Raw genomic sequence first — 23,653 nt, 5'->3', positions numbered from 1 at the left:
AAGGAAAACCATGAGGGAGAGGATGAGTACAGCATGTTAAAGGTTAAAGACCTTCGCTGCGAATATCGAATCAATCCGATCGGTCTGGATGTAGAGTCACCGCGATTAAGTTGGAAATTAGAATCGGATCGCAGGAATTGTATGCAGTCCTTTTATCAGATTCAACTATCTCATACACCCGATTTTGCAATTATCGTATGGGATACACAAGCGTTGAAATCGGATAAGTCTGTTCATGTTGAACTGGACAGTTTTCAGCCATCGGCATATACCAGGTATTATTACCGGGTTCAGATCCGGGATGATGCAGGAGAGTCGTCAGGATGGTCAGATACCGCTTATTTCGAGATGGGGCGTATGGAATACAGTACCCATTGGACTGGGGAGTGGATCAAAGCTGCTACATCTGGTGAACAGGATTCGTCATGTCCGCGCATGCGCAGATGGTTTCAGATTATGAAGCCAGTTGTATCTGCAAGAATTTATGCGACAGCACTTGGACTGTATGAATTACACCTGAATGATAACCGGGTAGGCGAAGCTTATTTCACGCCAGGATGGACTACTTATAGCAAGCGTTTGCAATATCAGACATATGATGTGACACGCCAACTTCAGGTTGGTGAAAACGTGCTGGGAGCCTATCTGGGGGATGGCTGGTACCGTGGATATCTTGGCTGGAACAAAGAGCGAGAGATATTTGGTTCCACAACTGCATTGTTGCTGGAGCTTCATATCCGATATGTAGACGGATCTGAAGAAGTGATCTGCTCCAACGCGGAGTGGTCCGCTGCACCTAGTGCCATTCGCATGTCAGATATTTATATGGGGGAAACCTATGATGCACGTATGGAGAGTGGGTGGTCGGATAAATCAGAGGGCGATTGGACACCTGTTGAGATTCTACCGTATCCGAAGGAGATGATCATTGCGCAGGAGAATGTGCCTGTTATGCAGATGGAGCAGCTTCAACCGGTGGCTTTGCTGACAACGCCGCAAGGAGATCGGGTACTGGATATGGGACAAAACATGGTAGGTTGGGTGAGATTCAGCATTGAAGGAAAAGCAGGGCAGACTGTAGAGTTATACCATGCAGAAATTTTGGATCACGAAGGAGGCTTTTATACCGATAATCTTCGTGCAGCAAAGCAATGTGTCCGGTACACCCTTAAAGGGCAGGGGATGGAGACATATGAACCTCATTTTACATTCCAGGGATTCCGTTATGTGAAGCTGATTGGTTTTCCAGAAGAACTTGGTTTGGAGCAATTCACAGGAGTTGTACTACATTCGAGTATGGAACGTACAGGACACTTTTCGTGTTCCAGTCCGCTTGTCAATCAACTGCATCATAACATTTTATGGGGGCAAAAAGGGAATTTTCTGGACGTACCGACGGATTGCCCGCAGCGAGATGAGCGGCTGGGATGGACAGGAGATGCGCAAATGTTTATTAGAACGTCCGCGTATCTCATGAACACGGCCCCCTTTTTCACCAAGTGGCTGCGGGATTTACGCGCGGAGCAGGGGGAAGATGGACGAATTCCGTTTTTTGTCCCAGATTTGAGAAGCTCTGCCTCTGAAGGTTGGGGAGAAACAAATCATTCTTCAGCTGCCTGGGGGGATGCGGCTGTCATCTGTCCCTGGACCATATACGAAATGTATGGAGACACGAGGTTACTCAAGGAACAATATGAAAGTATGAAGAACTGGGTTGATTATATTTATAATCAGGGAGACAATCCTTTCTTGTGGAATACAGGCTTTCACTTCGGAGACTGGCTTGCATTAGACTCGAAACCAGGAAGTTATGTAGGGGCGACGGACCCTCATTATGTGGCGACAGCATTTTATGCGTACTCAGTATCCTTAACCCGTAAAGCAGCGGCTGCTCTTGGTCATTTGTATGATGTAGACTACTATGATGAGCTTCATCAACATATTGTGGAGGCGTTTCGACATGAATATGTCACTCCGGCAGGAGATCTCACGGTTCGGACACAAACGGCTCATGTGCTCGCCTTGCAATTTGATCTGCTTGACGCACCGTCTCGCTCTCGTGCTGTAACTCAATTGGTAAAGCTGCTGAAAGAGGCGGGTAATCATCTGACAACAGGCTTTGTAGGAACACCTTATATCAATCCAGTATTAAGTGACACAGGTCAGAATGATCTTGCCTATACGTTATTATTTCAGGAGGATTATCCGTCTTGGCTTTATCAAGTGACACAGGGAGCAACAACGGTATGGGAACACTGGGACGGGATGAGGGGGGATGGCAGTCTTTGGAGTGCAGACATGAACTCGTTCAACCATTATGCCTATGGGGCTATTGGAGAATGGTTGTATCGATGCGTGGCAGGCATTCAGCCTGACGAATTGCAACCTGGATTTCGGATGGTACATATCAGGCCGCAGCCAGGTCCTGGACTGGAATGGGCGGAGGGGAGTTATGAGACGATGTACGGTTGTATTGCGTCCAGCTGGCATCGGCAGAAGAGCAGTAACATGGAAATTTGCATTCAGCTCCCCCCTAATACGAGAGGTACGGTTCGTCTGCCCAATGCGGATCTTCACACGGTTCTGGAGAGTGGCAGACCTCTATATCAACGTGCCGAGATCCAAATTATGAACAAACGGGGTGCGGATGTTGAGCTGACATTAGGCTCTGGAAGCTATCGATTCACATTCAGTATAATGAATATTGAAGGTGAATGAGTTTAGATTCTTACAACCAATATGAAAACGCATTTGTACTTTTTTTGATTATTCTTCAATTTAATACGTTTTCCTTGGATGTTATATTTAATAAATAAGCCATAGTTTAGAAAATATTAGCGATGTTTTACGTATTATATTTGAAGTTTCACATCGAACGAACAAGAAGTTATTTATACTTTCTGCTTGTCTCCTGCTCTTGGTTTTGAGTGAAAAGGTAGGCACAAGAGAGGGCTTCATTCAACAACAAAATAGGCAAATAAGTACAAAGAGATTTCAAGCCTTTTCAGAGCAGGTTATGAAATCTCTTTTTTATTCGGCTCAAGGAAGGTATGATTATAGAATCTCACAACAAGGAATTAATGGAATAAGTAGGGCGTGAAATATATTGATACTGAAATTATGTTACGCTGCTATACAATGGATTCGGCAGCATTTTAATTTGTAGTTAAATACAGCTGACCAGCTTGTTTAAAAGTATTCAGGATCAGATTAAAATACTCTACTAGACAGGAGGATGCGCATGTACTTTTTAATGCTTTTATTGGTAGGTGTTGTATTGTGTTTATTATTCCCATATGGCCCCATCATCGTTGGAGGTATCGTCTTTGCTGTGGTTATTGATCAATACAGACAGACGATGTATATGCGTGAAGATATTCAGGCGATCAAGAATCATATGAAATTAATGACCAAGGAAGAGTCAGAAAATTACGAGGCAGATCAGACATACAAGGACATAGATCGAATCTCATCCGAGAGAATGGAGGTTATTAATCGTAAGATTGAGGCAGAATTGGATCGAGACAGAAAAAATCGAGACAATTGACAATGTTTTGTATATTTTCAGGGGAATGTGTGTATATCGAACAAAGCTCTGAGCGTTTTTTGCTTTGAGCGATTTTTTGTTGCATAAACCAGTGAAATGTAATACCATGAACGCACATATATCTTTACATTGAAGAGATAAGGGCATGTCCAGTAACCTCAAGACGAAGGTTTGGTTTGCCTTTTTCTGTATATTGGAGTGATGAAGTGAAAATCGAGAAGGTGTTAAACAATAATGCAGTAGTTGCTATCAAAGATGAACAAGAAGTTATTGTTATTGGTCGGGGAATTGCTTTCCAAAAGAAGGCAGGTGATATGATCTCGGATCAGCATGTTGACAAGATCTTTACTTTACAGAATGAAGATATGCAGGAGAACTTTAAGGCATTAATTGCAAGTATTCCGCTGGAGTACATGAAGGTATCTGAGGAAATTATTGCGTATGCGAAAATGAAACTCGGCAAGAAGTTGAACGAGAGCATATACCTCCACCTAACGGATCATATTCATTTTGCTATTGAGCGTTATCGCAACAATCTGCCCATTCGTAATGGGTTGTTATGGGAAACCAAGCAATTGTACAAGGAAGAGTATGAAGTGGGGCTCGAGGCATTAAACATGATTTGTGATCAATTTGGTGTGCTATTACCAGAGGATGAAGCTGGATTTATGGCTCTTCACTTTGTGAATGCGGCACTGAACGAAGAGATGCCTAACATTCGCAACATGACTCAAGTGATGCAGGAGATTCTGACGATTATCAAATATCATTTCAAAATGGACTTTGATGAGAATTCACTAAACTATAACCGATTTGTTACGCATCTGAAATTCTTTGCCCAGCGGTTGGTTAAGGGAAAGCATTACAGAAGTAACAATGATGAGGAATTGTTTCAGATGATTCAGAAGAAGTACCCTGATGCGCATAAGTGTTCAGTGAAGATCAAAAAGTTTATCGAAAATAACTACACCTATCAACTAACTGACGAAGAAATGATGTATTTAAGCATTCATATTGAGCGAGTCGTCAATGCAACTTCAGAATAACCATGCGACATGATAAATTAATTTTTGAAAAAAGAGCTTGCAAACATAGTCCAGATGTACTATGATGATCTCAAGAAGTAAGCGTATACAAGAACCAACGGATTGTGACTGTTGAATCAGGCAATTCCGAAGCCCTAAGGCTTAAGGTAAATCGTTATGCTTACCTTGAAATGCTAATCAAATATCTATGTGTACAGCCTTACAGGGTTGCAACCGTTAAGGGCAAAACCTGAATTGCTGAATAACATGACTGATCTCCGGTTATTTCCGAGACGTTGTGGTTGTTCAGTGGTTCAGGTTTTCTTTGTTTCACAAGCATGGGGAGTCTACTTAGAGAGGAAGAATGACAATGAGCAACTATGATCAATTAGCAAAAGACATTTTGTCACGGGTCGGTGGACCAGAGAACGTAAACAGTGTATTCCATTGTGTAACCAGACTGCGGTTTAAACTGAAAGATGAAAGCGTAGCCAAAACAGAAGAGCTTAAAAATATGCCTGGAGTCATTACCGTTATGCAGAGCGGAGGACAGTATCAGGTCGTCATCGGTAACGAAGTGCCTGATGTATATAAAGCAGTGGTTAAAGCAGGGAACTTGTCTGCTGAAGGTCAGGTGGACGTTAAGGAAGAATCGGGTCCTAAAGGTAGTTTGTTTAACCGCTTTGTAGATATGATTTCAGGAGTGTTTACTCCAGTTCTCGGACTTCTTGCAGCGACGGGAATGATTAAAGGTTTCACGGCTATGTTCGTATCCTTGGGATGGATTAATAACACTGAAGGCACGTATGCATTGTTAAATGCCATTGGGGATTGTTTATTTTACTTCTTCCCGATCTTCCTAGGATACACAGCTATTAAAAAATTCGGTGGAAGCCCATTCCTCGGTATGGCCATTGGTGCTTCGCTAGTCTACCCGACACTTGCGGGAATCCGTGAGGGTGAACCGTTGTATACATTGTTCACAGGCACTTTGTTTGAATCACCTATTCGAATTGAGTTTCTAGGTATACCTGTTATTTTGATGGATTATGCTTCGTCTGTTATTCCGATTATCGTAGCAACGTTCTTCGCAGTAAAAATTGAACGATTCTTTAAACAGGTTATGCCTAAAGTCGTTAGCAATTTCCTGGTTCCGTTTTGTACGTTGCTCGTTATTGTACCACTTACGTTTTTGGTTATTGGTCCGGTTGCAACATGGGCAGGTCAACTGTTAGGTGCATTTACATCTACTATTTACGGACTGAGTCCTTTACTTACAGGACTTGTAATTGGCGGTTTGTGGCAAGTGTTCGTTTTGTTTGGACTTCACTGGGGGCTTGTACCATTGGTGTTCGTTAACCTCGCAACCCTTGGTTATGATTCGATTCTGGCGTTGTCTTTTGCAGCCTCCTTTGCTCAAATCGGTGCAGTTCTCGCGGTAATACTTAAAACCAAGAGTCAAAAGATAAAAACACTCGGTGCACCTGCTTTTATTTCCGGTATATTCGGTGTAACTGAACCAGCGATTTACGGTGTGACACTGCCGCTCAAAAAACCATTTATTATGAGCTGTATCGCTGGTGGTATCGGTGGAGGTATCCTTGGTTTTGTCGGAACGAAAGGTTATATCATCGGTGGTCTTGGAATCTTCGGTTATCCGAGCTATGTTAATCCGACAGAGGGAATGGACTCCATATTCTTCTGGACTGTTGCCGCAACAATTATCGCATTCATTCTCGGTTTCATCTTGACGTATGTTGTTGGTTTCAAAGATCCAGTTGAAAAAACAGCTGCTCCGGCGCCAGTTCTTGATCCTAACCCAAACAACCGTTATGAAATTGTAAGCCCAATGGCTGGAGAAGTCGTTGAACTGAAAGAAATCAATGACGTTACATTTGCAGGAGAGCATATGGGTAAAGGAATTGCCATTCGCCCTTCGAGCGGCAAAGTTGTATCCCCAATTACGGGAGTTGTTCAAACCGTGTATCGCACCAAACATGCGATTGGTCTTGTATCTGACGATGGTGTAGAGATGTTAATCCATATTGGTCAGGATACGGTGCAATTGAAAGGTCAACACTTTACAGCTCATGTCAAAGATGGGGACCGTGTTAATGCAGGTGATCTGATTATGGAGTTCGATCTTCAAGCCATTAAAGATGCGGGTTATGAGACAGTTACTCCAGTCATTATCACGAATACTTCTAATTATCTGGACGTTGTCGCTACTAAAAACACAAGTGTGAACGAAAAGGATAAATTGCTGACCGTTCTCAACTAAAGTGAACTAGATCAGATCATGTGCAATCATAAACACATGTGATAGGAGGAGGAAGACTTCAATGTATGAACAAATGAAAGCTTTCCCAGACAATTTCCTCTGGGGAGGGGCAACTGCAGCGAATCAACTGGAAGGTGCTTACCTCGAAGGAGGTAAAGGGTTAACGACCGTTGACTTGATTCCGATCGGAGCCAATCGTTTTCCGATTGCGCTAGGCAACCTCGATTCGTTTGAACCCAAAGAAGGGGAGTTCTATCCTTCACATGAAGCAATTGATTTCTACCATCGGTACAAGGAAGATATTGCATTGTTTGCAGAAATGGGATTTAAGTGCCTCAGGCTTTCGGTAGCCTGGGCACGGATTTTCCCGAATGGCGATGATTCAGAGCCGAATGAAGCGGGACTTCAATTTTATGATGATGTCTTCGATGAGCTGTTAAAATACAACATTGAACCTGTAGTAACGATCTGTCACTTTGATGTACCTGTGAATTTGGTGAAAACCTATGGGGGCTGGAAAAACCGCAAGATGGTTGGCCTTTTCGAAACCTATGCCAAAACACTGTTCAATCGCTATAAAAACAAAGTGAAATATTGGATGACATTTAATGAGATCAACATGCTATTGCATCTGCCTTTTATTGGCGCAGGGATTGTGCTTGAGGAAGGTGAAGATAAAAATCAGGTGTTGTATCAGGCGGCTCACCATGAGTTGGTTGCAAGTGCGCTCGCAGTTAAGGCTTGTCACGAGATCATTCCAGGTGCACAGATTGGATGTATGTTAGCTGCGGGTACGGTATACCCTTATAGCTCCCATCCGGAAGATGTGTGGAAAGCGATGGATAAAGATCGGGAATCATTCTTCTTTATTGATGTACAGTCTAAGGGAGAGTATCCGGGTTACACCAAGCGTTTTTTCAGAGAAAACAACATCCGAATTGAGATGGAGCCAGAAGATGTAGATATTTTGAAGCAGCATACAGTAGATTATATCGGTTTCAGCTACTATGCAAGCCGCTGTACGAGCGCTGATCCTGAAGTATTAAAAAACTCTACTGAAGGTAACGTATTTGGTTCCGTGAAGAACCCGTATCTTCAAGCGTCAGAATGGGGCTGGACCATTGATCCTAAGGGTCTCCGCATTACGTGTAACCAGCTTCATGATCGTTACGGTAAACCCTTGTTTATTGTTGAAAATGGACTGGGTGCAACTGATGTATTGCTAGATAATGATACGGTTGAGGATGATTATCGCATTGAGTATCTGAATAGCCACTTTGCCGAGATGGCTGAAGCCATTCAGGACGGTGTCGAGCTGATTGGTTACACGAGCTGGGGCCCGATTGATCTGGTTAGCGCAGGTACGGGAGAGATGAAGAAACGGTATGGTTACATTTATGTAGACCGAAATAACGATGGAAGTGGAACGCTTCGCCGCGTACGTAAGAAGAGCTTCCATTGGTATAAAGACGTTATTGCAAGTAACGGAGCACAATACTTCTGATTAGGGATTTCGTGTTCGTATATGTTAAGAAGACAGAGAGCAGTCTCGTATTTCGGGATTGCTTTTTGTTTGGTGGAAAACATAAACGTTAAACTATGGAGTGTCTATGGTAGGCGTATGGACGCTCCATAGTTTTGTATTACTTGTTTCTATGCGGTGAAAGAAAGGACCATTCTTTATTTATTTTTGAGTGATACATGAGTCGATGTAGCATTAGGGAACTTGCAAACTTTGATAGGCATTCAGCCTTCCATATGTCCAATAGATGCCTGAACCGGAAACGGGATCAGAAGCGAAACATAATGCATCCCGGATTTGAACATTCGTCTTACCTTGGGCTGCAAGTAATGCAGCTACGCCAGCCACCTGCGGTGCGGCCATTGATGTTCCGCTAAGGTAAGCGTAGGAGCCACTAAGATATGTGGAGAGAATAACATCACCCGGTGCAGCCATATCTACCCAGGGGCCATAGTTGGAAAAGTTGGATTTCAGGTCAGAAGAGTTGGTGGATGCAACGGCGATGACGTTAGGGTATGATGCAGGAACGATCGGGAATGAGGTATTATCATTACCTGCTGCTGCAATAATGACGGCTCCTCGATCCCATGCATACTGAACAGCAGCCTGAAGGAAGGCATCTCCTGTTGGTCCACCCAGACTCAGGTTGACCACTTGAACTCCATTATTGGCTGCAAAAACAAGCCCATTGCCCACGTTACCAATCGTTCCTTGGCCGTTGTTATCCAGTACACGAATCGGCACGATGGAAGCAAGAGGTGCTGTACCTGCAATGCCAACACCGTTGTTGGTAATGGATGCTGCGATGCCAGCAACGTGTGTGCCATGACCGTTTCCGTCCTCAGGGATGTTATCGTAATCGACGTAATCGTATCCTGGTAAAAGCTTGGATGAAAGTTCAGGATGGTTCAACTGTACTCCTGTATCAATAATGGCAATTTGAATGGAAGGGTTACTCTGGTTCAGATCCCATGCAGCCGGCGCATTAATTTTGGTCAGATTATACTGGTAAGGGAAGAATGGATCGTTGGGTATAAATGAAGCTTCAACCAGATAGTTGGGATGTGCATGTTCAATGAGGTCATGGTCCTTATACTTTTTGAGCAACCGGTGCATTTTTTGGCGAGATTCGACTCGATACCATCCTAGGTCTTCATACGTTTCAGCGACTTTGCTTTTGTTTTTTCGGTGAAGAGAGTGCATCTGATCAGGGGTTGTGTCTTCTTTGAACTTAAGCAATAGCTGATTGGGTACGTGGGGGTGAAACTTACTAGCTGCCTTTTGGTCTGCATAACGAAGGGCGAACCAGGTGGAGATCATAATGAGAGATGCCAAGATGACAAACCATAACCACATTGGCTTTACCCCTTTCCGGATTTGGATTCTGACACGCCTTATCCTATGCGGACTCTATCAAAATGCGCGGGCTTTCTTCCAAATTGGTTGGAAGCACAGCTAGATTCATAGAGTTCTTTGAAAGAAGACGTTCATTGATCCAATGACTGGAATTCGTTAAGATGAGGAGACATCATAACGAAATAAGGAATGTGATATGCTTGACAGAACCTCAGATGAAACCGCATGTAAGACCTGTTCAATCCCACGAAATATCAGAAGCAATCGATTTTGCTATGCGTGTGCGTAATGAAGTGTTTCCTATGATCGATCACACGGTATTAACTAAAGACTTTCAGCAGTTTAACGAACATTATATGAATCGGAAGGATACGACATTTGTAGTTGCACGGTTGGACGAAGCAGGTATTATCGGCTCCATCGGTGTAATTCCTTATGATGATCGAATTCAGGCTATTAAAGGGCGGTATCCCGTGAACGCTGCTGCTGAGATTGTAAAATGTTATGTTGACCCTGCCTACCGCAGATACGGTATCGGTTCACTGTTGGTAACAGAACTGGAGCGGATTGTAACTCAAATGGAATATACCACGTTATATTTGCACACCCATCGTTTTTTGCCTGGAGCCGTGGGTTTCTGGGAACGTCAGGGATTCGCATATGTTGCGGAAGAGCAGAATGAATGGCAAATTGTACATATGGATAAACCTATCCAAATCTAGACCGGGGAGATATAAGAATGTACACAAGTCTGGTGGAGAAAATTATACAACTGGGGGAATAACAGATGAGCAACATTAAACCAAAAATCGTATTTATTGATGTTGACGGCACATTAGTAGACGATGACGGCAACATTCCTGTGTCTGCGCAAGAAGCTTGTAAACAAGCTCGCAAGAATGGACACCTACTATATTTGTGCACAGGTCGCTCCAAGGCTGAGATCTATGATTCGATCTGGGAGATTGGCTTTGACGGTATAATTGGAGCAGGCGGGGGATACGTAGAGTATGGTTCTGAGGTGTTATATCATAAAAAAGTAACGGCCGAAGATGTTCGCCATATGGTCGACTTCTTTAATGAGCACGGTATTGATTTCTATCTTGAATCCAATTCAGCATTATATGCAAGCAGCAATCTTCAAGCTCATCTAGAGCGTCGCATCTATGGAGATGTGGAGAATGATCCTATTGCACGGGAGAAAAAGGAAACGAAACCTCACCCGTTTATTACGGGGCTAACGTATGGTGAAACAGACTTATATAAAGAGGACGTCAACAAAGTCTGTTTTCTAGAAAGTCCAGTGGTTCCGTTTGAACGAATCAAACAGGAGTTCGAGGGGAAATTCGAAGTGATCCAGTGTACCGTTCCTGTTTTTGGAGAAGGTAGCGGGGAGCTGATGATCCCGGGAATTCACAAAGCGATTGCAATTGCTGATCTGTTAGCGCATCTCGGGATGTCACGAGAAGATACGCTCGCCATTGGCGATGGAATGAATGATGCCGAGATGCTGGAGTACTGTGCTATAGGCATTGCGATGGGCAATGCGAAGCCGGGGTTGAAAGCCATCGCCGACGACATTACGGGCTCCGTGGAAGAAGACGGCTTGTATCACAGCTTTGTGAAGTATGGGTTAATAGAGACATAATCCTTATACATTTTCAATACACCAATCTGGGCAGAAGTCTTGATATTTCGGTGTAACCTATTTCGACCGAAGATCCATATGATTTTGTTTCACAGAATATGTAGCATGCAAAACGTGAAGCAACTTCAATTCTTGGGAATTGAAGCTGCTTCACGTTTGTGTTTCCTGATAAAGTCACTAAGCTTGAATGAAAAATGGCTTCTTAAACCAGATCTATATTAAACTGATCTGGATAAGTCCGGTGTAGAGCTTTTAAAAGGTAGCGTATTCTTTAATGCCCATAGCTCATCATAACTGGAAATTTGCACATCAGCTTTGGAGAGATTTTGATCCCCCGAGCCTGGATTGCGGTATCCAATACAGCGCATACCTGCGCTTTTGGCGGCTTGAACTCCGTTACGTGAATCCTCAATAACGAGACAGTGTTCCGGAGAAATGCCGATCCGTTCAGCTGCCGCGAGGAAAATATCCGGTGCAGGCTTACCATGTTCAACCTCTTCACCAGTCATGCGCACTTCAAAGTACGACCCTAATCCCGTTTTCTCCATAATCAGATCAATGAGTGCTCGGGGGGATGAGGAGGCGACGGCAATGGGAATTTGCTGTTCATGCAGCCATTGAACCCACCGCTCCACGCCAGGCATGCCAACGAGTTCGGTATGAGCTAACATCTGTTCCATGACATGCTGCTGATGATACACAAGAATCTCTTCCAGTGGTACCTTAACCTGATACTTGTTGATGACTTGTTGCCACATGGATTCTAGTGTGACACCTACAAAAGAATGATGTTCTTCCACAGTAACCGCTGCCCCAAAATGATCAAATGAACTCCGCTCTATCTCAAAATAAATCGGTTCACTGTCGATCAGAACGCCATCCATATCAAAAATGACTCCTTGAATAGGCAAATGGTGATGCTCATTCTCCATTTGATTCATATCCTGACGTCCAGCTTCCTGGTTTGCTGTCATGCTGCATACCTCCTCTGAATGATGTCCCATCCGTTCTAGTGTAACTACTTTTTGTTCAGCATTCCAGCATGCTACAAAAAACGAACTAATTGGATTGCAGCACAACCTTAATGGCGTGAGATGAGGCCTGTAAGGTACGTCCTGGAATATCACATCCCAGTGTACGGAACGCTTCTTCATAATCTTCCAGCGGAAAGGAGTGGGTTATAATTTTTTTGGCAGGAATAATCTGTTGTTCAATCATATAATGTGCGGTGGCAAACGTTCCAAGGGAGTCAATAGAGCCAATAATTTTCAGGCTGCGATCCACAACTTCCTTCGGGTTAAAACACGTATTCCCATCCCGTAAACCAACCAGCATCAAATAGCCACCACTAGCGAGCTGTGACAATACTTGAGTGCCTACCACACCAGTGGTATCCACAATCATATCGACTTGTCCGGTTGTCGGAGCGATGTCTGCAATCGCCTGTTCAAAGGACGAATGAACTTGCCAGCGGTCTGGTGCTATGGAGCCTGCAATGGCTAAACGTTCTTCCGAGATGTCGACAAGACTTCCAGTTACGCCTTTGGAAGCAAGTGCGTAGCTGTAGAGGATGCCAATAGGGCCTGCTCCAAGTATAATCGTTCTGAAATTCGGCAACAAATGAATCTGGTTAATGCCTGTTAACATACAGCTTAGCGGCTCGGTTAGGGTAGCTTCTTCATAGCTAACATGATCTTTTAAATGATACAAAAAGCGATCTTCTGTCACGTAATAATCCGTGAACGTGCCATCTGCACTTACTCCCGTTTCCGTAACGGACTTGTGAGTACAGTGATTCTGTCTGCCGGTTCTGCACATCTCACATTGACCGCAGTAATAAGTAGGATCAATGACAACGCGGTCTCCTGGCCGTAACGTGCTGACTGCGGAGCCGACAGCAATCACTTCACCGGCTGATTCATGTCCAAGAATGACGGAAGGAATCGCGTGATATTTTCCGCTGACAATGCCTAGATCTGTTCCACAGACCCCGGTTGCTCGTATACGTACAAGTACCTGATTATCTCTGCTAATTTCGGGAATAGGCCGTTCCTCGAGTGCGACATCCCATGCAGATTTATATACTAAAGCAAGCATGATAGGACCTCCCTTAAATTTTTAGAACCTACATTGTTTCACACTACATTTTCTAGCTTAAAAGGACTGAATTTCTTTAATTAATGAACGCTGGCCAGCACTGAATCCAATCGACCAACAATCTCGACCAGTTCATCTTCGGTCGTTGTTAGAGAAGGACGTACTTTAACGACGTTTCCGAAGCCGTACCGTGAACTGCGCAGAATCAAATGTTGATCATCAAAAGCACGGTCGATGATTGCGTTGGTTTTAGGAGTATCGGGCTCGTTGTGATCACCTACGATTTCAAGTCCCCACATGAGTCCAACGCCGCGGGCTTCACCGATGCTAGGGTATTTCAAAGCGAGTTCCTGCAGCAGTCCGCCAAGCAGAATTCCTTTTCGCTTGACCGCATCCAGAAATCCCGGTTCTGAGACCACTTCCAGTGTGGATTTGGCAGCGGTGATTGAGATGAGATTACTGCCTGAGGTGAAAGAATGCTCATGTTTTTCCAGTACATTCAATCGGGATTGCATCAGTACTGCAGCTACAGGTACACCGATCCCGCCAAGCCCTTTGGCTAGCGTAATCATGTCGGGCTGAATATCAAATAACTCGCTAGCAAACATCGTACCTGTTCGTCCAACACCCGTTTGGACTTCGTCGGCAATGAGAAGTATATTGTTCTCATCACATAATTTGCGAAGACGCTTGAAATATCCTAGCGGCGGAACGATGTTGCCACCATTTCCGAGAATGGGCTCAATGATCATACAAGCAACCGAGCCTGAGCTGGCATACTCTATTGCATCAGATATCGCTTCAACACATTGATAACCGCATTCGCTATTTGCGCTTTTGAACGGACAACGATAACAATATGGTGCGGGTACATGAACCGCATTAGGAGCTGACGAATTAGGAAAACGCTTGCGTCTAAAAGCATTGCCTGAGATGCCCGTTGCGAATTGGGTTTGTCCATGGTGAGAAAGGTACAAGCTGAAAATGTCCGTTGATCCTGTATACTTCTGGGCAATTTTAGTCGCACACTCATTGGCCGTAGACCCGGTAATATCCCGCATCCATCCGGTATTGATATTGTTCGGAGCATACTCAATCAAGTGTTCCAATACTTCATTGACGTAAGGTTCGGTGAAGGAGGAAGACATATGTGTAAGATTGCCGACTTGTTCCTGAATTTTATTGACTACATGTGGATGATTATATCCCAAGGACAGATTAAACGTACCTGAGACGCCGTCTAGATATTCCACACCTGAATCGTCAATCAACTTAATCCCTTTTCCGACTATAAAGCGGTTATTGGTTAAAGTTTGCATTCCGATTCCTCCAATAAATTTAGTGTACTAGCTAGATGAACAATATGATGTATACCGGATGGTTTGGGCATCCCCCCTTTCAAGTGTTGAAGTCTGTAAGTAGGACAAGTTATATTTCTTTGGTTTGTTGTGGGAATGTAGAGCTCAGTGTTTCATTTCGTGCGTTCCACAGGTGGGAGAGGATCAGTGTCAGCAATAATAGCAAGCAAAATCCCGCTAATATCATAATGGTGCCGACAATCGGCCATGCGCTCATACTCCATCCCGTGAGGTACTGTAACGTTGCACCACCAATTCCGCCAGAGGCGATCAATATACTCGTTGTTCTTTCCGTCATGCCAGGAATTAGCACATTCGCATAGACGAGTGCGATGCAGAATAAACCAGACATAAATAATCCTGTTCCAAAGATCAGCCCATACGTTATCCATTGACCGGATACAAATACCATGGATACCGTAAACAGAAGTGTACCTATTGTGCTCCAGATCAAGAAGGGCATATAATTGACGGCTTCAGCGATTTTGCCAGAGAAAAGGCGTCCTACAATCATGGCAATCCACAGAATGGATACACTTAGGGAGGCGATAGATTCTTTCAATTCCAAACGTTCAACTAGAATAGACGGCAGGAAATTCATCAATCCCAGCTCCAGTCCCATATAAACAAAGAAAAAGACAACGAAGAGGAAGAGCAAGCCCAGATGTTTTTTGGAATAACTGACTTTGTTGGTCCCTTGTTGTGTCGTGTTTTCTCCAGCCTGTTCGAGATATTTTGCAGCAGGGCGAGGCATGGTGACCCATGGGACCATGAGGATCAGTGCACATGCAGCAACCGTAAAGAACGTCAGCTGCCATTGACCCAGCCAGATGAACAGAGCAGCTGCCGCGGGGATGAGAAGTGCGCCGAGGGCGAAAAATACATCCAGTTTGGACATCGCAACCGCTTTTTGATTTTCTGTAAATTCAATCGTGAAGGCACCAACGGAAGGTTCAATGATGCCTGAGCCAAAGCCCACAATAATAGTTAACAGAAGCAGGACGTTCCACGCAGGCAACCATCCGAGCACCAAATAAGCTGCAACAATGCAGATCAACGCGAGGGTAAGCATCCATTTTCGACCAATTTTGGCTGTCAATGAGGGTGATACAATCACACCGACAAGGAATCCGAGAAACTGCAAAAATAGTAAAAAGCCGCCGTCACTATAGTTGCGTTCATAATGAGGTAATAAAACAGGCAGAAGCGCACCAAGTACCACGCTAGTTATGCCGATCAACAGATAGAAGCCGCAGCTTAAAACGAATATTCTTTTCAAATGTCTACCTCCTAAGTGGATAACATTTTTATAAATAGAAATAATTGTTTATTTTATATATAACTTATACCATAATTTTCAAATTGTACAAGCTTTTTATTGTAAAATTATGTTAAAACTTAGCTGGAAGATCTTTTTTTGAGTCATCTTGTCCAAATATAAATTTGTTGTCGAAAGTGACTCTATTGCTTGGCTATTCATTTCATGAGAAGATGAGATTCAGTGCTCTAACTGTGAACAGATGATTGAGATAAAGGATGAAAGAACATATGAATATACAGATTAAACGATGAGAAGTGGTGAAATATGTTAATTAATAAATACATAAGTGAAACTGGACACTGGTCCCGCAGGGAAACAAACCGACGAATTGCAGCTGGAAGAATTACGATCAATGGCAGGGTATGTGTAAAAGGAGATACGGTTGCACCAGAAGACATTGTGCTGATGGATGGGGAGAAGATTCCAGACCGGAATCCGGAGGCCGTGTATATCGTTCTGAACAAACCTACTGGCATTACTTGCACGGCAGCTGAACATGTTGAGAGTAATATCATTCAGTATGTTAATTATCCTTATCGTATTTTTGCAGTCGGCCGGCTGGATAAAGCTTCAGAGGGATTGATCCTGCTAACTAATAACGGGGACATCGTGAACAAAATGATGCGTTCGGAGCATCACCATGAGAAAGAGTATCTTGTCACGGTAGACAAGCCAGTTACAGATGAGTTTATAAGCTCTATGTCACAAGGTGTAGAGATTCTTAACGTAGTGACCAAACCGTGTGAGGTATACAGGCAGAGCGAGAACGTTTTTCGAATTATTTTGACACAGGGGCTTAATCTGCAAATACGCCGAATGTGCAAAGCACTGGGATACAAGGTATTAAAGCTGGAGCGCATTCGGATTATGAACATTACACTGGATGAACGGTTGAAAAGAGGAGAGTGGAGACATCTGGATCATGAAGAGCTGGAACTGCTCATGTCTCAATTCGATGATGGTTCAACGGGATAGAAAGGGAGAACACGATCGGTTCGGGGGAAATCGTGTTCTTTCGGTGTGCGCGTTTTTATGTAAATGTTCAAGGTCAGCCTCTATTTGAGATCAGTGCTGGTTTAATCTACAATAAGCTAGACAGCTGTTGCTTGTAATATTTCCCTTCAATCGTGAAGGGTGAGGAGATGAGATGAGTGTTTGAACACTTGGTTATTTTTAAATTTAACGATAAAATCACTCTGGCCAAACAACAGGAGTTCTTAGCTCAACTGCTCGCATTGAAGGATCAAATTCCGGGTATTATCGATCTGACAGATCGATCTGACAGCGGGAGTGAATGTGACGGGGGAAACCGATCGTATTCAGGGATACACTCTTGGATTAAGGGTCACATTTGAAGATCAGGAAGCATTGCGAGCATATGGTCCGCACCCTGCACATCAAGCGTTTGTTTCTTCTTTGGATGGTTGGATTGACAATGTGATCGTAAGTGATTATCCAATCCCCTGCAAGTGAGCAAATCCATGGAGTATAATTCGGTTCGGTCAAACTCTCGGGATGATCATATCGGAAAAGAGAGGTTCTGAACATATTAATTTCATGCGACCACATAAATGAGTATGGGTTCACACATGCTACACGAAGATAGACGGAGAATATTAGGATTTCCTTGGTTAGGAGAAGGAGCGTAACCCATGAAAAAGAGTGATTCAATGGCAGGCTGGAATCTCGAACACAGCTATGCAGAACTGCCTCAAATATTTTACACAAGACAGAACGCCGTACCTGTACAATCACCAGAATGGATCATTTTTAATACAACCCTAGCGGATCGCCTTGGATTGAATGCTGAATTGCTACAAAATTCTGAAGGGGCTGCTATTTTCGCTGGGAACGAACTGCCTGATGATGCTCAGCCTCTTGCCCAAGCTTACGCGGGTCATCAATTCGGCAACTTTAATATGCTCGGAGATGGACGTGCTCTGCTGCTGGGTGAACAGATTACTCCGCAAGGGGACCGAGTTGATATTCAGTTAAAAGGTTCCGGAAGGACGCCATATTCCCGAGGAGGAGATGGACGTGCTGCCGTAGGTCCGATGCTTCGGGAATATATTATAAGTGAAGCAATGCATGGTCTAGGTATTCCGACGACACGAAGTTTGGCGGTTGTCACTACAGGGGAGAACATCTATCGTGAAACGGCACGTCCGGGAGCTATCCTTACACGTGTTGCATCCAGTCATATTCGAGTAGCTACGTTTCAATATGCAGCCCACTGGGGTTCAATCGATGACTTGCGTGCGTTAGCTGACTATACGATACTTCGTCATTTTCCACAGGTTCAGGAGAAAGAACAGCCTTATCTGAATTTACTATCGGAAGTGATCAAACTACAAGCGGAGCTTGTTGCGAAGTGGCAACGAGTAGGTTTCATCCATGGGGTAATGAACACAGATAATATGGCCATTAGCGGGGAAACGATTGACTATGGCCCTTGTGCCTTCATGGATACGTACAATCCAGCAACAGTGTTCAGTTCCATTGACAGGCAGGGCCGTTATGCTTATGGCAATCAACCGTATATTGCTGGCTGGAATCTGGCACGATTTGCTGAAACGCTGTTGCCTTTATTACATGAAGATGAAGAAGTAGCAGTTCAAATTGCACAGGATGCGATCGCTCAGTTCTCGGAGCAGTATCATCAACACTGGATCACGGGGATGCGCGCAAAGCTAGGTTTGTTCACAGAAGAAGTGGAAGACGAGATTCTGATCAAGGAACTTCTTGAACTGATGGAAAACTACGCGGCAGACTACACCAATACTTTCGTGGCGCTGACATTAAATAAACTGGGAACATCCAATCTGAATGATAAGCCAGATTTTCAGGCGTGGCATTCACGTTGGGAAGATCGATTAGACAGACAGACACAATCACGCGATGAAGTAATGCAGCAGATGAAACGAAATAATCCAGCCGTTGTTCCGCGTAATGCGAAGGTAGAGGAAGTACTGGAACGAGCAGAGCAGGATGGGGATTACAGCTTAATTCAACCTTTGCTTGATATTCTCCAAGATCCTTATGCGTATACGCCAGAACAGGAGACATACGGGGCTATGCCCGTAGCTTGTGATCCATCGTATCGAACATTCTGTGGGACTTAGAGAATGCTTATAGCCAGAGAAGAAAAGGATGAGCTGCCAACCGGCAGCTTTTTCATTGCAGTTAGAATGAACCGGTGCAGGGAATTTTACAGCGTATGAGGAAGTAAAGAAGAAGTAAAGAAAAGTAGAGAGGAAGTAGAGAGAAAGTTCGATAGAACGTATATGCATACGTCTTAAAAGAACACGTGGATGTTACTGAGAGAAGGTTGCTTTCATGTCCAAAGTATTAACGATGCACGAATTAACCGAAAGACTTCTTCAATTGCTCTCGAAGACTGTCTATTCAAAAGAACAGATGGAGAGTTATGTGAACCGGCTAGGTGAGTCATTCAAATGGGAAGGTGTGCCTTATGTAGAACTAGGTGAAACCTGTTATATCGTCACCATATATGAACGTGGTGTACCTTCGTTGACAAAAAAGCTGGAGCAGGTAGAAGAGGTGCTCTACTGGCTGTTGGAAGATATGATTTTTACAACCGCACATGTAACCTTGCTTAACAAGTATGGTGTAGATAACTTGACTACCCATCTCAAGTATACGAATGAGGTGTGGAGGGAACTGGAAGAGAACGTGCAGGCGGCATTTGAAATGATCGGTGAACCCTATTTAACCTGGCATCAAGAGGGTAAGCGCAGGGAATTAGAAAGGTATTAACCAAAAAAAGGGGAAATTTTCGATATGAGTGAACAAGTTATTCAGGATATCTGGTACGATTACGCGGTGGCTTTCGTCGATAAAAAAAACAAGTCTGAACAGGGGTGGGCCGCGCTTTCTGAGACTGAACAAGAGATTGCCGCGTTATGGCTGTTTGAGGCTGATGTCTACAATGGAGGTTTTATTCAGTTCTTTTGTAACTGGGGAGAAGAGGCATATGTTTGCATTTGCAGAGCCTTACAAGTCATTGGCGCCAATGAGGTTCTGGACAATATGAAGCAGCAGTTTGCTTGTTTTGAACATTTGGAAAATGACCCCAGGTTGAATGCGCTATGGGACATCCCCAAATATCTAGATGAGGAGCAGGTAGAACGTCTTGATGAGCTGGATCAGCTACTATGGAATAACGAAGATGAGGTTGCTTATAAGGCTTACACCTATTATCATGACCAGCTTGGGATTCAGTTATCAACAGTCTGAAAGGACTTGTGCTTGCAATGCTCATAACGTTCCGCTATACTGGCTATAATTAAATACATGAATTACGTTGATAGAGCGCAGTAGCGGCTTTGTCCCTGTTACAGAAAGTCAGGGGTTGATGGAACCTGATACATACAAGGGCTGCGAATTACACTCTGGAGTACTTGGGTAATGCCAAGCGGATGGGCAAACGATAACTTGCCGAGAGTGGTATGGACCACAGTATTCGAGCGTCTGAACGTTCGGAGAAGTTGTCCATGCAAACTGGGTGGTACCACGGTTATTCTAATCGTCCCTGTGTCTATGAAGACAAGGCGACGATTTTTTTGTGTCCAAAAATAGCCTTTACCGTGTGAACGCGTAGCAAGACGTAAATCATGATTGAATTTTTATGATAGAAAAGGGGTAGATGGAAATGAACATTATTGACGAACTACAATGGCGCGATGCCATCAATCAACAAACGGACGCGGAAGGGCTGCGTGAACTGACGGAGTCAAAAGCCATTTCACTATACTGTGGTGTGGACCCTACTGGTGACAGCATGCACATTGGACACTTGATTCCGTTTATGATGCTGAAACGTTTCCAACTGGCTGGTCATCGTCCGGTAATACTCATTGGAGGCGCAACAGGTACCATTGGTGACCCGAGTGGTCGTCAGTCCGAGCGTTCCTTGCAGACACTGGAGCAAGTACAGGCGAATGTGGATGCACTGACAGCACAGATGAAAAAACTGTTTGTGACTGAAGGAGACAATCAGGTTCGTATGGTCAACAACTACGACTGGACACATAAGATCAATGTGATCGAATTCCTGAGAGACTACGGGAAAAACTTCAACTTGAACACGATGCTGGCAAAAGATGTTGTAGCAAGCCGTCTTGAAGGTGGAATCTCATTCACCGAATTCTCCTACCAGATTTTGCAGTCTCTGGACTACCTGCACCTGTTCCAAACGGAGGATGTACAGCTGCAGATCGGGGGCTCTGACCAGTGGGGGAACATTACCAGCGGTCTAGATCTGATTCGCAAAAAAGAAGGTTCAGAAGCAAAAGCATACGGCTTAACGATTCCGTTGATGCTGAAGTCGGACGGTACGAAGTTTGGTAAAACGGCAGGCGGAGCGATCTGGCTTGATCCGAACAAAACAACGCCGTTTGAATTCTACCAGTTCTGGGCGAACACCGATGACCGGGATGTGGTTAAATACCTGAAATACTTCACATTCCTGAGCAAAGAAGAGATCGAGGCTTTGGCTGTGAAAGTGGAAACGGAGCCGCATAAACGGGAAGCACAGAAAGCACTGGCTGAGGAAATGACCAAGTTTGTTCACGGGGAAGAGATGTTGGAGCAGGCGAAGCGGATTACTGCAGCGCTGTTCAGTGGAGATATTCGTTCCTTGACAGCAGACGAGATCGAGCAAGGGTTCAAGGAGATGCCAACGTATGAAACTGACGGTGAATCCAAAAATATCGTAGACTGGCTTGTCGATCTTGGTTTGGAGCCATCGAAACGCCAAGCTCGCGAGGACGTGACCAAAGGAGCCATCTCCATGAATGGTGAAAAGATCACAGAACTTGAATTCACGGTATCGGCAGAGCACGCAATCGGCGGGAAATTCATCATTATCCGTAAAGGTAAAAAGAACTACAGCTTGGTAAAATTGAAATAAACTAATACAAATAATGAAATAAAACAGCCCCCTTTGGATAACAAAGGGGGCTGTTCTTCATATAAGTGATTTAACACTCTAATGTTGATTGACAATCGCGGTAATTTCCTCATCCAGATCCAAGGTAACATCTTCACGGTACGCACGTATGTTATACTCGCTGTGCAAATAACGAAGAATCGCTTCAATCATGTTGGATTCCACTAGGAACTGACTGCGTCCCTGAACCCACACTTCTGCGGAATACCCCGTATCTTCTTCCCAGCTTAGTTCCACATTCACGTCCGTAGGGCGTACACCTTTACGTTCTGCCATGTGAATGCATATCGCATTCACAATCTCATCCATGCTCAGTACCATAAATCTTAGTACCGACCGTTTCTGTTGTGGTCATCACGATCATCACGACGATCGTAACGGCCATCCGCTGCAGGTTTACGACGGTTTGTAATCGCTCTGAACAGTGCCATAGCCAGCATAACGACCAGCATAATAGCTGCTACGTTAACGAGCAATCCCAGAATGTTACCCAGTGCTCCCATGCCACCAAACAGTCCACCGAACAACATACCTGCCAGACCACCAAGCATCATGCCTTTCATAAATCCGCCCCCACCGCCAAAGAAGCCACCACTTTTATTTGCAGTTGAGCCATTGTTGGAAGTTTTACTGGAGTTGGACTGACTTACGTTACTGTCTGATTTCTTAGGTGTGTTGGTGTAGCTTTTCGTACCGGATTTAAAACCGCCGCCTCGTCTTGCATCAGCACTGTCTGGGTTCGCAACGCCAACCGATGCGAACAGTAGTGTGAATGCCATGAAAACCATCATTAGATGTTTAATTCCGAATTTTTTCTTCATTGTATAGATCGAAACCCCCTGATTAAAATTAGTGTATTACCCAAAATGGGCCTTACTCATGTAATACGGTCAAACTGCTACTACGTTTCAAAATTTAATTAAACTTTTGAATTGCTCGGACTCGGGTCGTGGATCACCGTCTGACCATCGAGAAGCTGGGTTACCCAGTTGCACCAATCCAAGCCGGTCTGGGCATGCATTATACCTTTTTGAACCAGAATGTAGCTTCCAAAATCCCGGTTGCCTACCCGAAGATTATCCTGCGGTATACGTGACTTCAACTCTTCAAAATAACGTATGCGCTCCATAAACCAGTTTTTGCGCTCGTTTAGAATACGTCTCATACTGCCGTCTTCGGCGATACCGACGCAGAGAATGCGAAGATTGAATTCATCGCGCGTCACGGGTGCAGTGACCGGAGTAATCATCCACTCCAGCAACTTCTGAATGCCTTTTTCCGTAACTGCATACATTTTTTTGTCCGGTTTGTCGGACTGTTGTACCCAGCGGGAGGCGAGTAACTCATCGTTTTCCATCTTGGACAGGAGTGGATAGATCTGGCTGTGTTTGGCCTGCCAATGCGGCTGAATCTTCAGCATTAGATCATAACCAGAAGACTCCTCGCGGGTAAGCAGCCCGAGCAATCCGTAGGAAAGTATGTTCATGCACATGTCTCCTTAATATTAGGGCTGGGTCAACGAAAACA

The 23,653-nt window shown here is 44.3% G+C and carries 22 protein-coding genes and 1 other annotated feature; of the genes, 14 read left to right on the top strand and 8 right to left on the bottom strand.

The genetic code is table 11. From position 1 onward, the window contains the following. The first annotated feature begins 33 nt into the window (after positions 1–33). The 5 genes from PQG66_RS07925 to PQG66_RS07905 all read left to right on the top strand — a co-directional run bounded on the left by PQG66_RS07925 (position 34) and on the right by PQG66_RS07905 (position 8,357). Positions 34–2,718 (top strand): alpha-L-rhamnosidase, encoded by a 2,685-nt coding sequence (locus PQG66_RS07925; RefSeq protein WP_272037051.1) that lies wholly within the window; start codon positions 34–36, stop codon positions 2,716–2,718. Positions 2,719–3,241: 523 nt separating this feature from the next. Continuing rightward, positions 3,242–3,547: a hypothetical protein gene (locus PQG66_RS07920; RefSeq protein WP_272037049.1), complete on the top strand. Its 306-nt coding sequence runs from the start codon at positions 3,242–3,244 to the stop codon at positions 3,545–3,547. A 206-nt stretch (positions 3,548–3,753) separates the two neighbouring features. Continuing rightward, positions 3,754–4,593 carry a BglG family transcription antiterminator LicT gene (gene licT / locus PQG66_RS07915; protein ID WP_272037046.1) on the top strand — a complete coding sequence of 280 codons (840 nt, stop codon included), beginning with the start codon at positions 3,754–3,756 and terminating at the stop codon, positions 4,591–4,593. Positions 4,594–4,942: 349 nt separating this feature from the next. Further along, positions 4,943–6,853 carry a beta-glucoside-specific PTS transporter subunit IIABC gene (locus PQG66_RS07910; protein ID WP_272037044.1) on the top strand — a complete coding sequence of 637 codons (1,911 nt, stop codon included), beginning with the start codon at positions 4,943–4,945 and terminating at the stop codon, positions 6,851–6,853. A 61-nt stretch (positions 6,854–6,914) separates the two neighbouring features. Beyond that, positions 6,915–8,357: a 6-phospho-beta-glucosidase gene (locus tag PQG66_RS07905; RefSeq protein ID WP_272037042.1), complete on the top strand. Its 1,443-nt coding sequence runs from the start codon at positions 6,915–6,917 to the stop codon at positions 8,355–8,357. A 213-nt stretch (positions 8,358–8,570) separates the two neighbouring features. Here the strand turns inward: PQG66_RS07905 and PQG66_RS07900 are convergent, their stop codons facing one another. Next, complete coding sequence (locus PQG66_RS07900; RefSeq protein ID WP_272037040.1) at positions 8,571–9,731, bottom strand: S8 family peptidase; 1,161 nt, start codon at positions 9,729–9,731, stop codon at positions 8,571–8,573. Positions 9,732–9,946: 215 nt separating this feature from the next. On the opposite strand from PQG66_RS07900, the gene PQG66_RS07895 reads away from it, so the two are divergent. Next, positions 9,947–10,453 (top strand): GNAT family N-acetyltransferase, encoded by a 507-nt coding sequence (locus tag PQG66_RS07895; RefSeq protein WP_272037039.1) that lies wholly within the window; start codon positions 9,947–9,949, stop codon positions 10,451–10,453. 65 nt (positions 10,454–10,518) lie between these two features. After that, complete coding sequence (locus tag PQG66_RS07890; RefSeq protein WP_272037036.1) at positions 10,519–11,379, top strand: Cof-type HAD-IIB family hydrolase; 861 nt, start codon at positions 10,519–10,521, stop codon at positions 11,377–11,379. Positions 11,380–11,597: 218 nt separating this feature from the next. Here the strand turns inward: PQG66_RS07890 and PQG66_RS07885 are convergent, their stop codons facing one another. From PQG66_RS07885 to PQG66_RS07870, 4 genes are all read right to left on the bottom strand, one after another. Then, positions 11,598–12,320, bottom strand: coding sequence for an HAD family hydrolase (locus PQG66_RS07885; RefSeq protein ID WP_272038111.1), 723 nt, complete (start codon positions 12,318–12,320; stop codon positions 11,598–11,600). Between the two features lie 118 nt (positions 12,321–12,438). Continuing rightward, positions 12,439–13,476: a zinc-dependent alcohol dehydrogenase gene (locus tag PQG66_RS07880; RefSeq protein ID WP_272037034.1), complete on the bottom strand. Its 1,038-nt coding sequence runs from the start codon at positions 13,474–13,476 to the stop codon at positions 12,439–12,441. An 80-nt stretch (positions 13,477–13,556) separates the two neighbouring features. Further along, a complete protein-coding gene (locus PQG66_RS07875; RefSeq protein WP_272037032.1) occupies positions 13,557–14,795 on the bottom strand; it encodes an aspartate aminotransferase family protein in 1,239 nt (412 codons plus the stop codon). A gap of 109 nt (positions 14,796–14,904) precedes the next feature. Then, entirely contained in the window at positions 14,905–16,113 is a 1,209-nt protein-coding gene (locus tag PQG66_RS07870; protein ID WP_272037030.1) for an MFS transporter, read from the bottom strand. A gap of 306 nt (positions 16,114–16,419) precedes the next feature. On the opposite strand from PQG66_RS07870, the gene PQG66_RS07865 reads away from it, so the two are divergent. The 7 genes from PQG66_RS07865 to tyrS all read left to right on the top strand — a co-directional run bounded on the left by PQG66_RS07865 (position 16,420) and on the right by tyrS (position 22,087). Continuing rightward, positions 16,420–17,130 (top strand): pseudouridine synthase, encoded by a 711-nt coding sequence (locus PQG66_RS07865; RefSeq protein ID WP_272037028.1) that lies wholly within the window; start codon positions 16,420–16,422, stop codon positions 17,128–17,130. Between the two features lie 176 nt (positions 17,131–17,306). Continuing rightward, positions 17,307–17,510 (top strand): Dabb family protein, encoded by a 204-nt coding sequence (locus PQG66_RS07860; RefSeq protein WP_272037026.1) that lies wholly within the window; start codon positions 17,307–17,309, stop codon positions 17,508–17,510. Beyond that, a complete protein-coding gene (locus PQG66_RS07855; RefSeq protein WP_334220763.1) occupies positions 17,446–17,628 on the top strand; it encodes a Dabb family protein in 183 nt (60 codons plus the stop codon). Before PQG66_RS07860 ends, PQG66_RS07855 begins: the two co-directional genes overlap by 65 nt. Positions 17,629–17,807: 179 nt before the next feature. Continuing rightward, complete coding sequence (locus PQG66_RS07850; RefSeq protein WP_272037022.1) at positions 17,808–19,277, top strand: protein adenylyltransferase SelO; 1,470 nt, start codon at positions 17,808–17,810, stop codon at positions 19,275–19,277. Between the two features lie 214 nt (positions 19,278–19,491). Next, positions 19,492–19,932 carry an Imm63 family immunity protein gene (locus tag PQG66_RS07845; protein ID WP_272037020.1) on the top strand — a complete coding sequence of 147 codons (441 nt, stop codon included), beginning with the start codon at positions 19,492–19,494 and terminating at the stop codon, positions 19,930–19,932. A 24-nt stretch (positions 19,933–19,956) separates the two neighbouring features. Continuing rightward, positions 19,957–20,412 (top strand): DMP19 family protein, encoded by a 456-nt coding sequence (locus tag PQG66_RS07840; RefSeq protein ID WP_272037018.1) that lies wholly within the window; start codon positions 19,957–19,959, stop codon positions 20,410–20,412. A 58-nt stretch (positions 20,413–20,470) separates the two neighbouring features. Next, positions 20,471–20,712, top strand: a binding site (T-box leader). Between the two features lie 115 nt (positions 20,713–20,827). Further along, on the top strand, positions 20,828–22,087 hold the full coding sequence (gene tyrS, locus PQG66_RS07835) for a tyrosine--tRNA ligase (RefSeq protein ID WP_272037017.1): 1,260 nt from the start codon (positions 20,828–20,830) through the stop codon (positions 22,085–22,087). A gap of 78 nt (positions 22,088–22,165) precedes the next feature. Here the strand turns inward: tyrS and PQG66_RS07830 are convergent, their stop codons facing one another. The 3 genes from PQG66_RS07830 to PQG66_RS07820 all read right to left on the bottom strand — a co-directional run bounded on the left by PQG66_RS07830 (position 22,166) and on the right by PQG66_RS07820 (position 23,612). After that, the gene (locus tag PQG66_RS07830; RefSeq protein ID WP_272037014.1) at positions 22,166–22,447 is read right to left on the bottom strand and encodes a YxcD family protein; all 282 of its coding nucleotides are present in this window, start codon (positions 22,445–22,447) and stop codon (positions 22,166–22,168) included. 5 nt (positions 22,448–22,452) lie between these two features. Beyond that, the gene (locus PQG66_RS07825; RefSeq protein ID WP_272037013.1) at positions 22,453–22,947 is read right to left on the bottom strand and encodes a hypothetical protein; all 495 of its coding nucleotides are present in this window, start codon (positions 22,945–22,947) and stop codon (positions 22,453–22,455) included. A gap of 98 nt (positions 22,948–23,045) precedes the next feature. Further along, positions 23,046–23,612, bottom strand: coding sequence for a PadR family transcriptional regulator (locus tag PQG66_RS07820; protein WP_272037011.1), 567 nt, complete (start codon positions 23,610–23,612; stop codon positions 23,046–23,048). Positions 23,613–23,653 lie beyond the last annotated feature (41 nt).

This window comes from Paenibacillus sp. JJ-100 (assembly GCF_948329825.1).
In the GTDB taxonomy this organism is placed as follows: Bacteria; Bacillota; Bacilli; order Paenibacillales; family Paenibacillaceae; genus Paenibacillus.
This window is presented reverse-complemented; position numbering and strand designations above follow the sequence as displayed.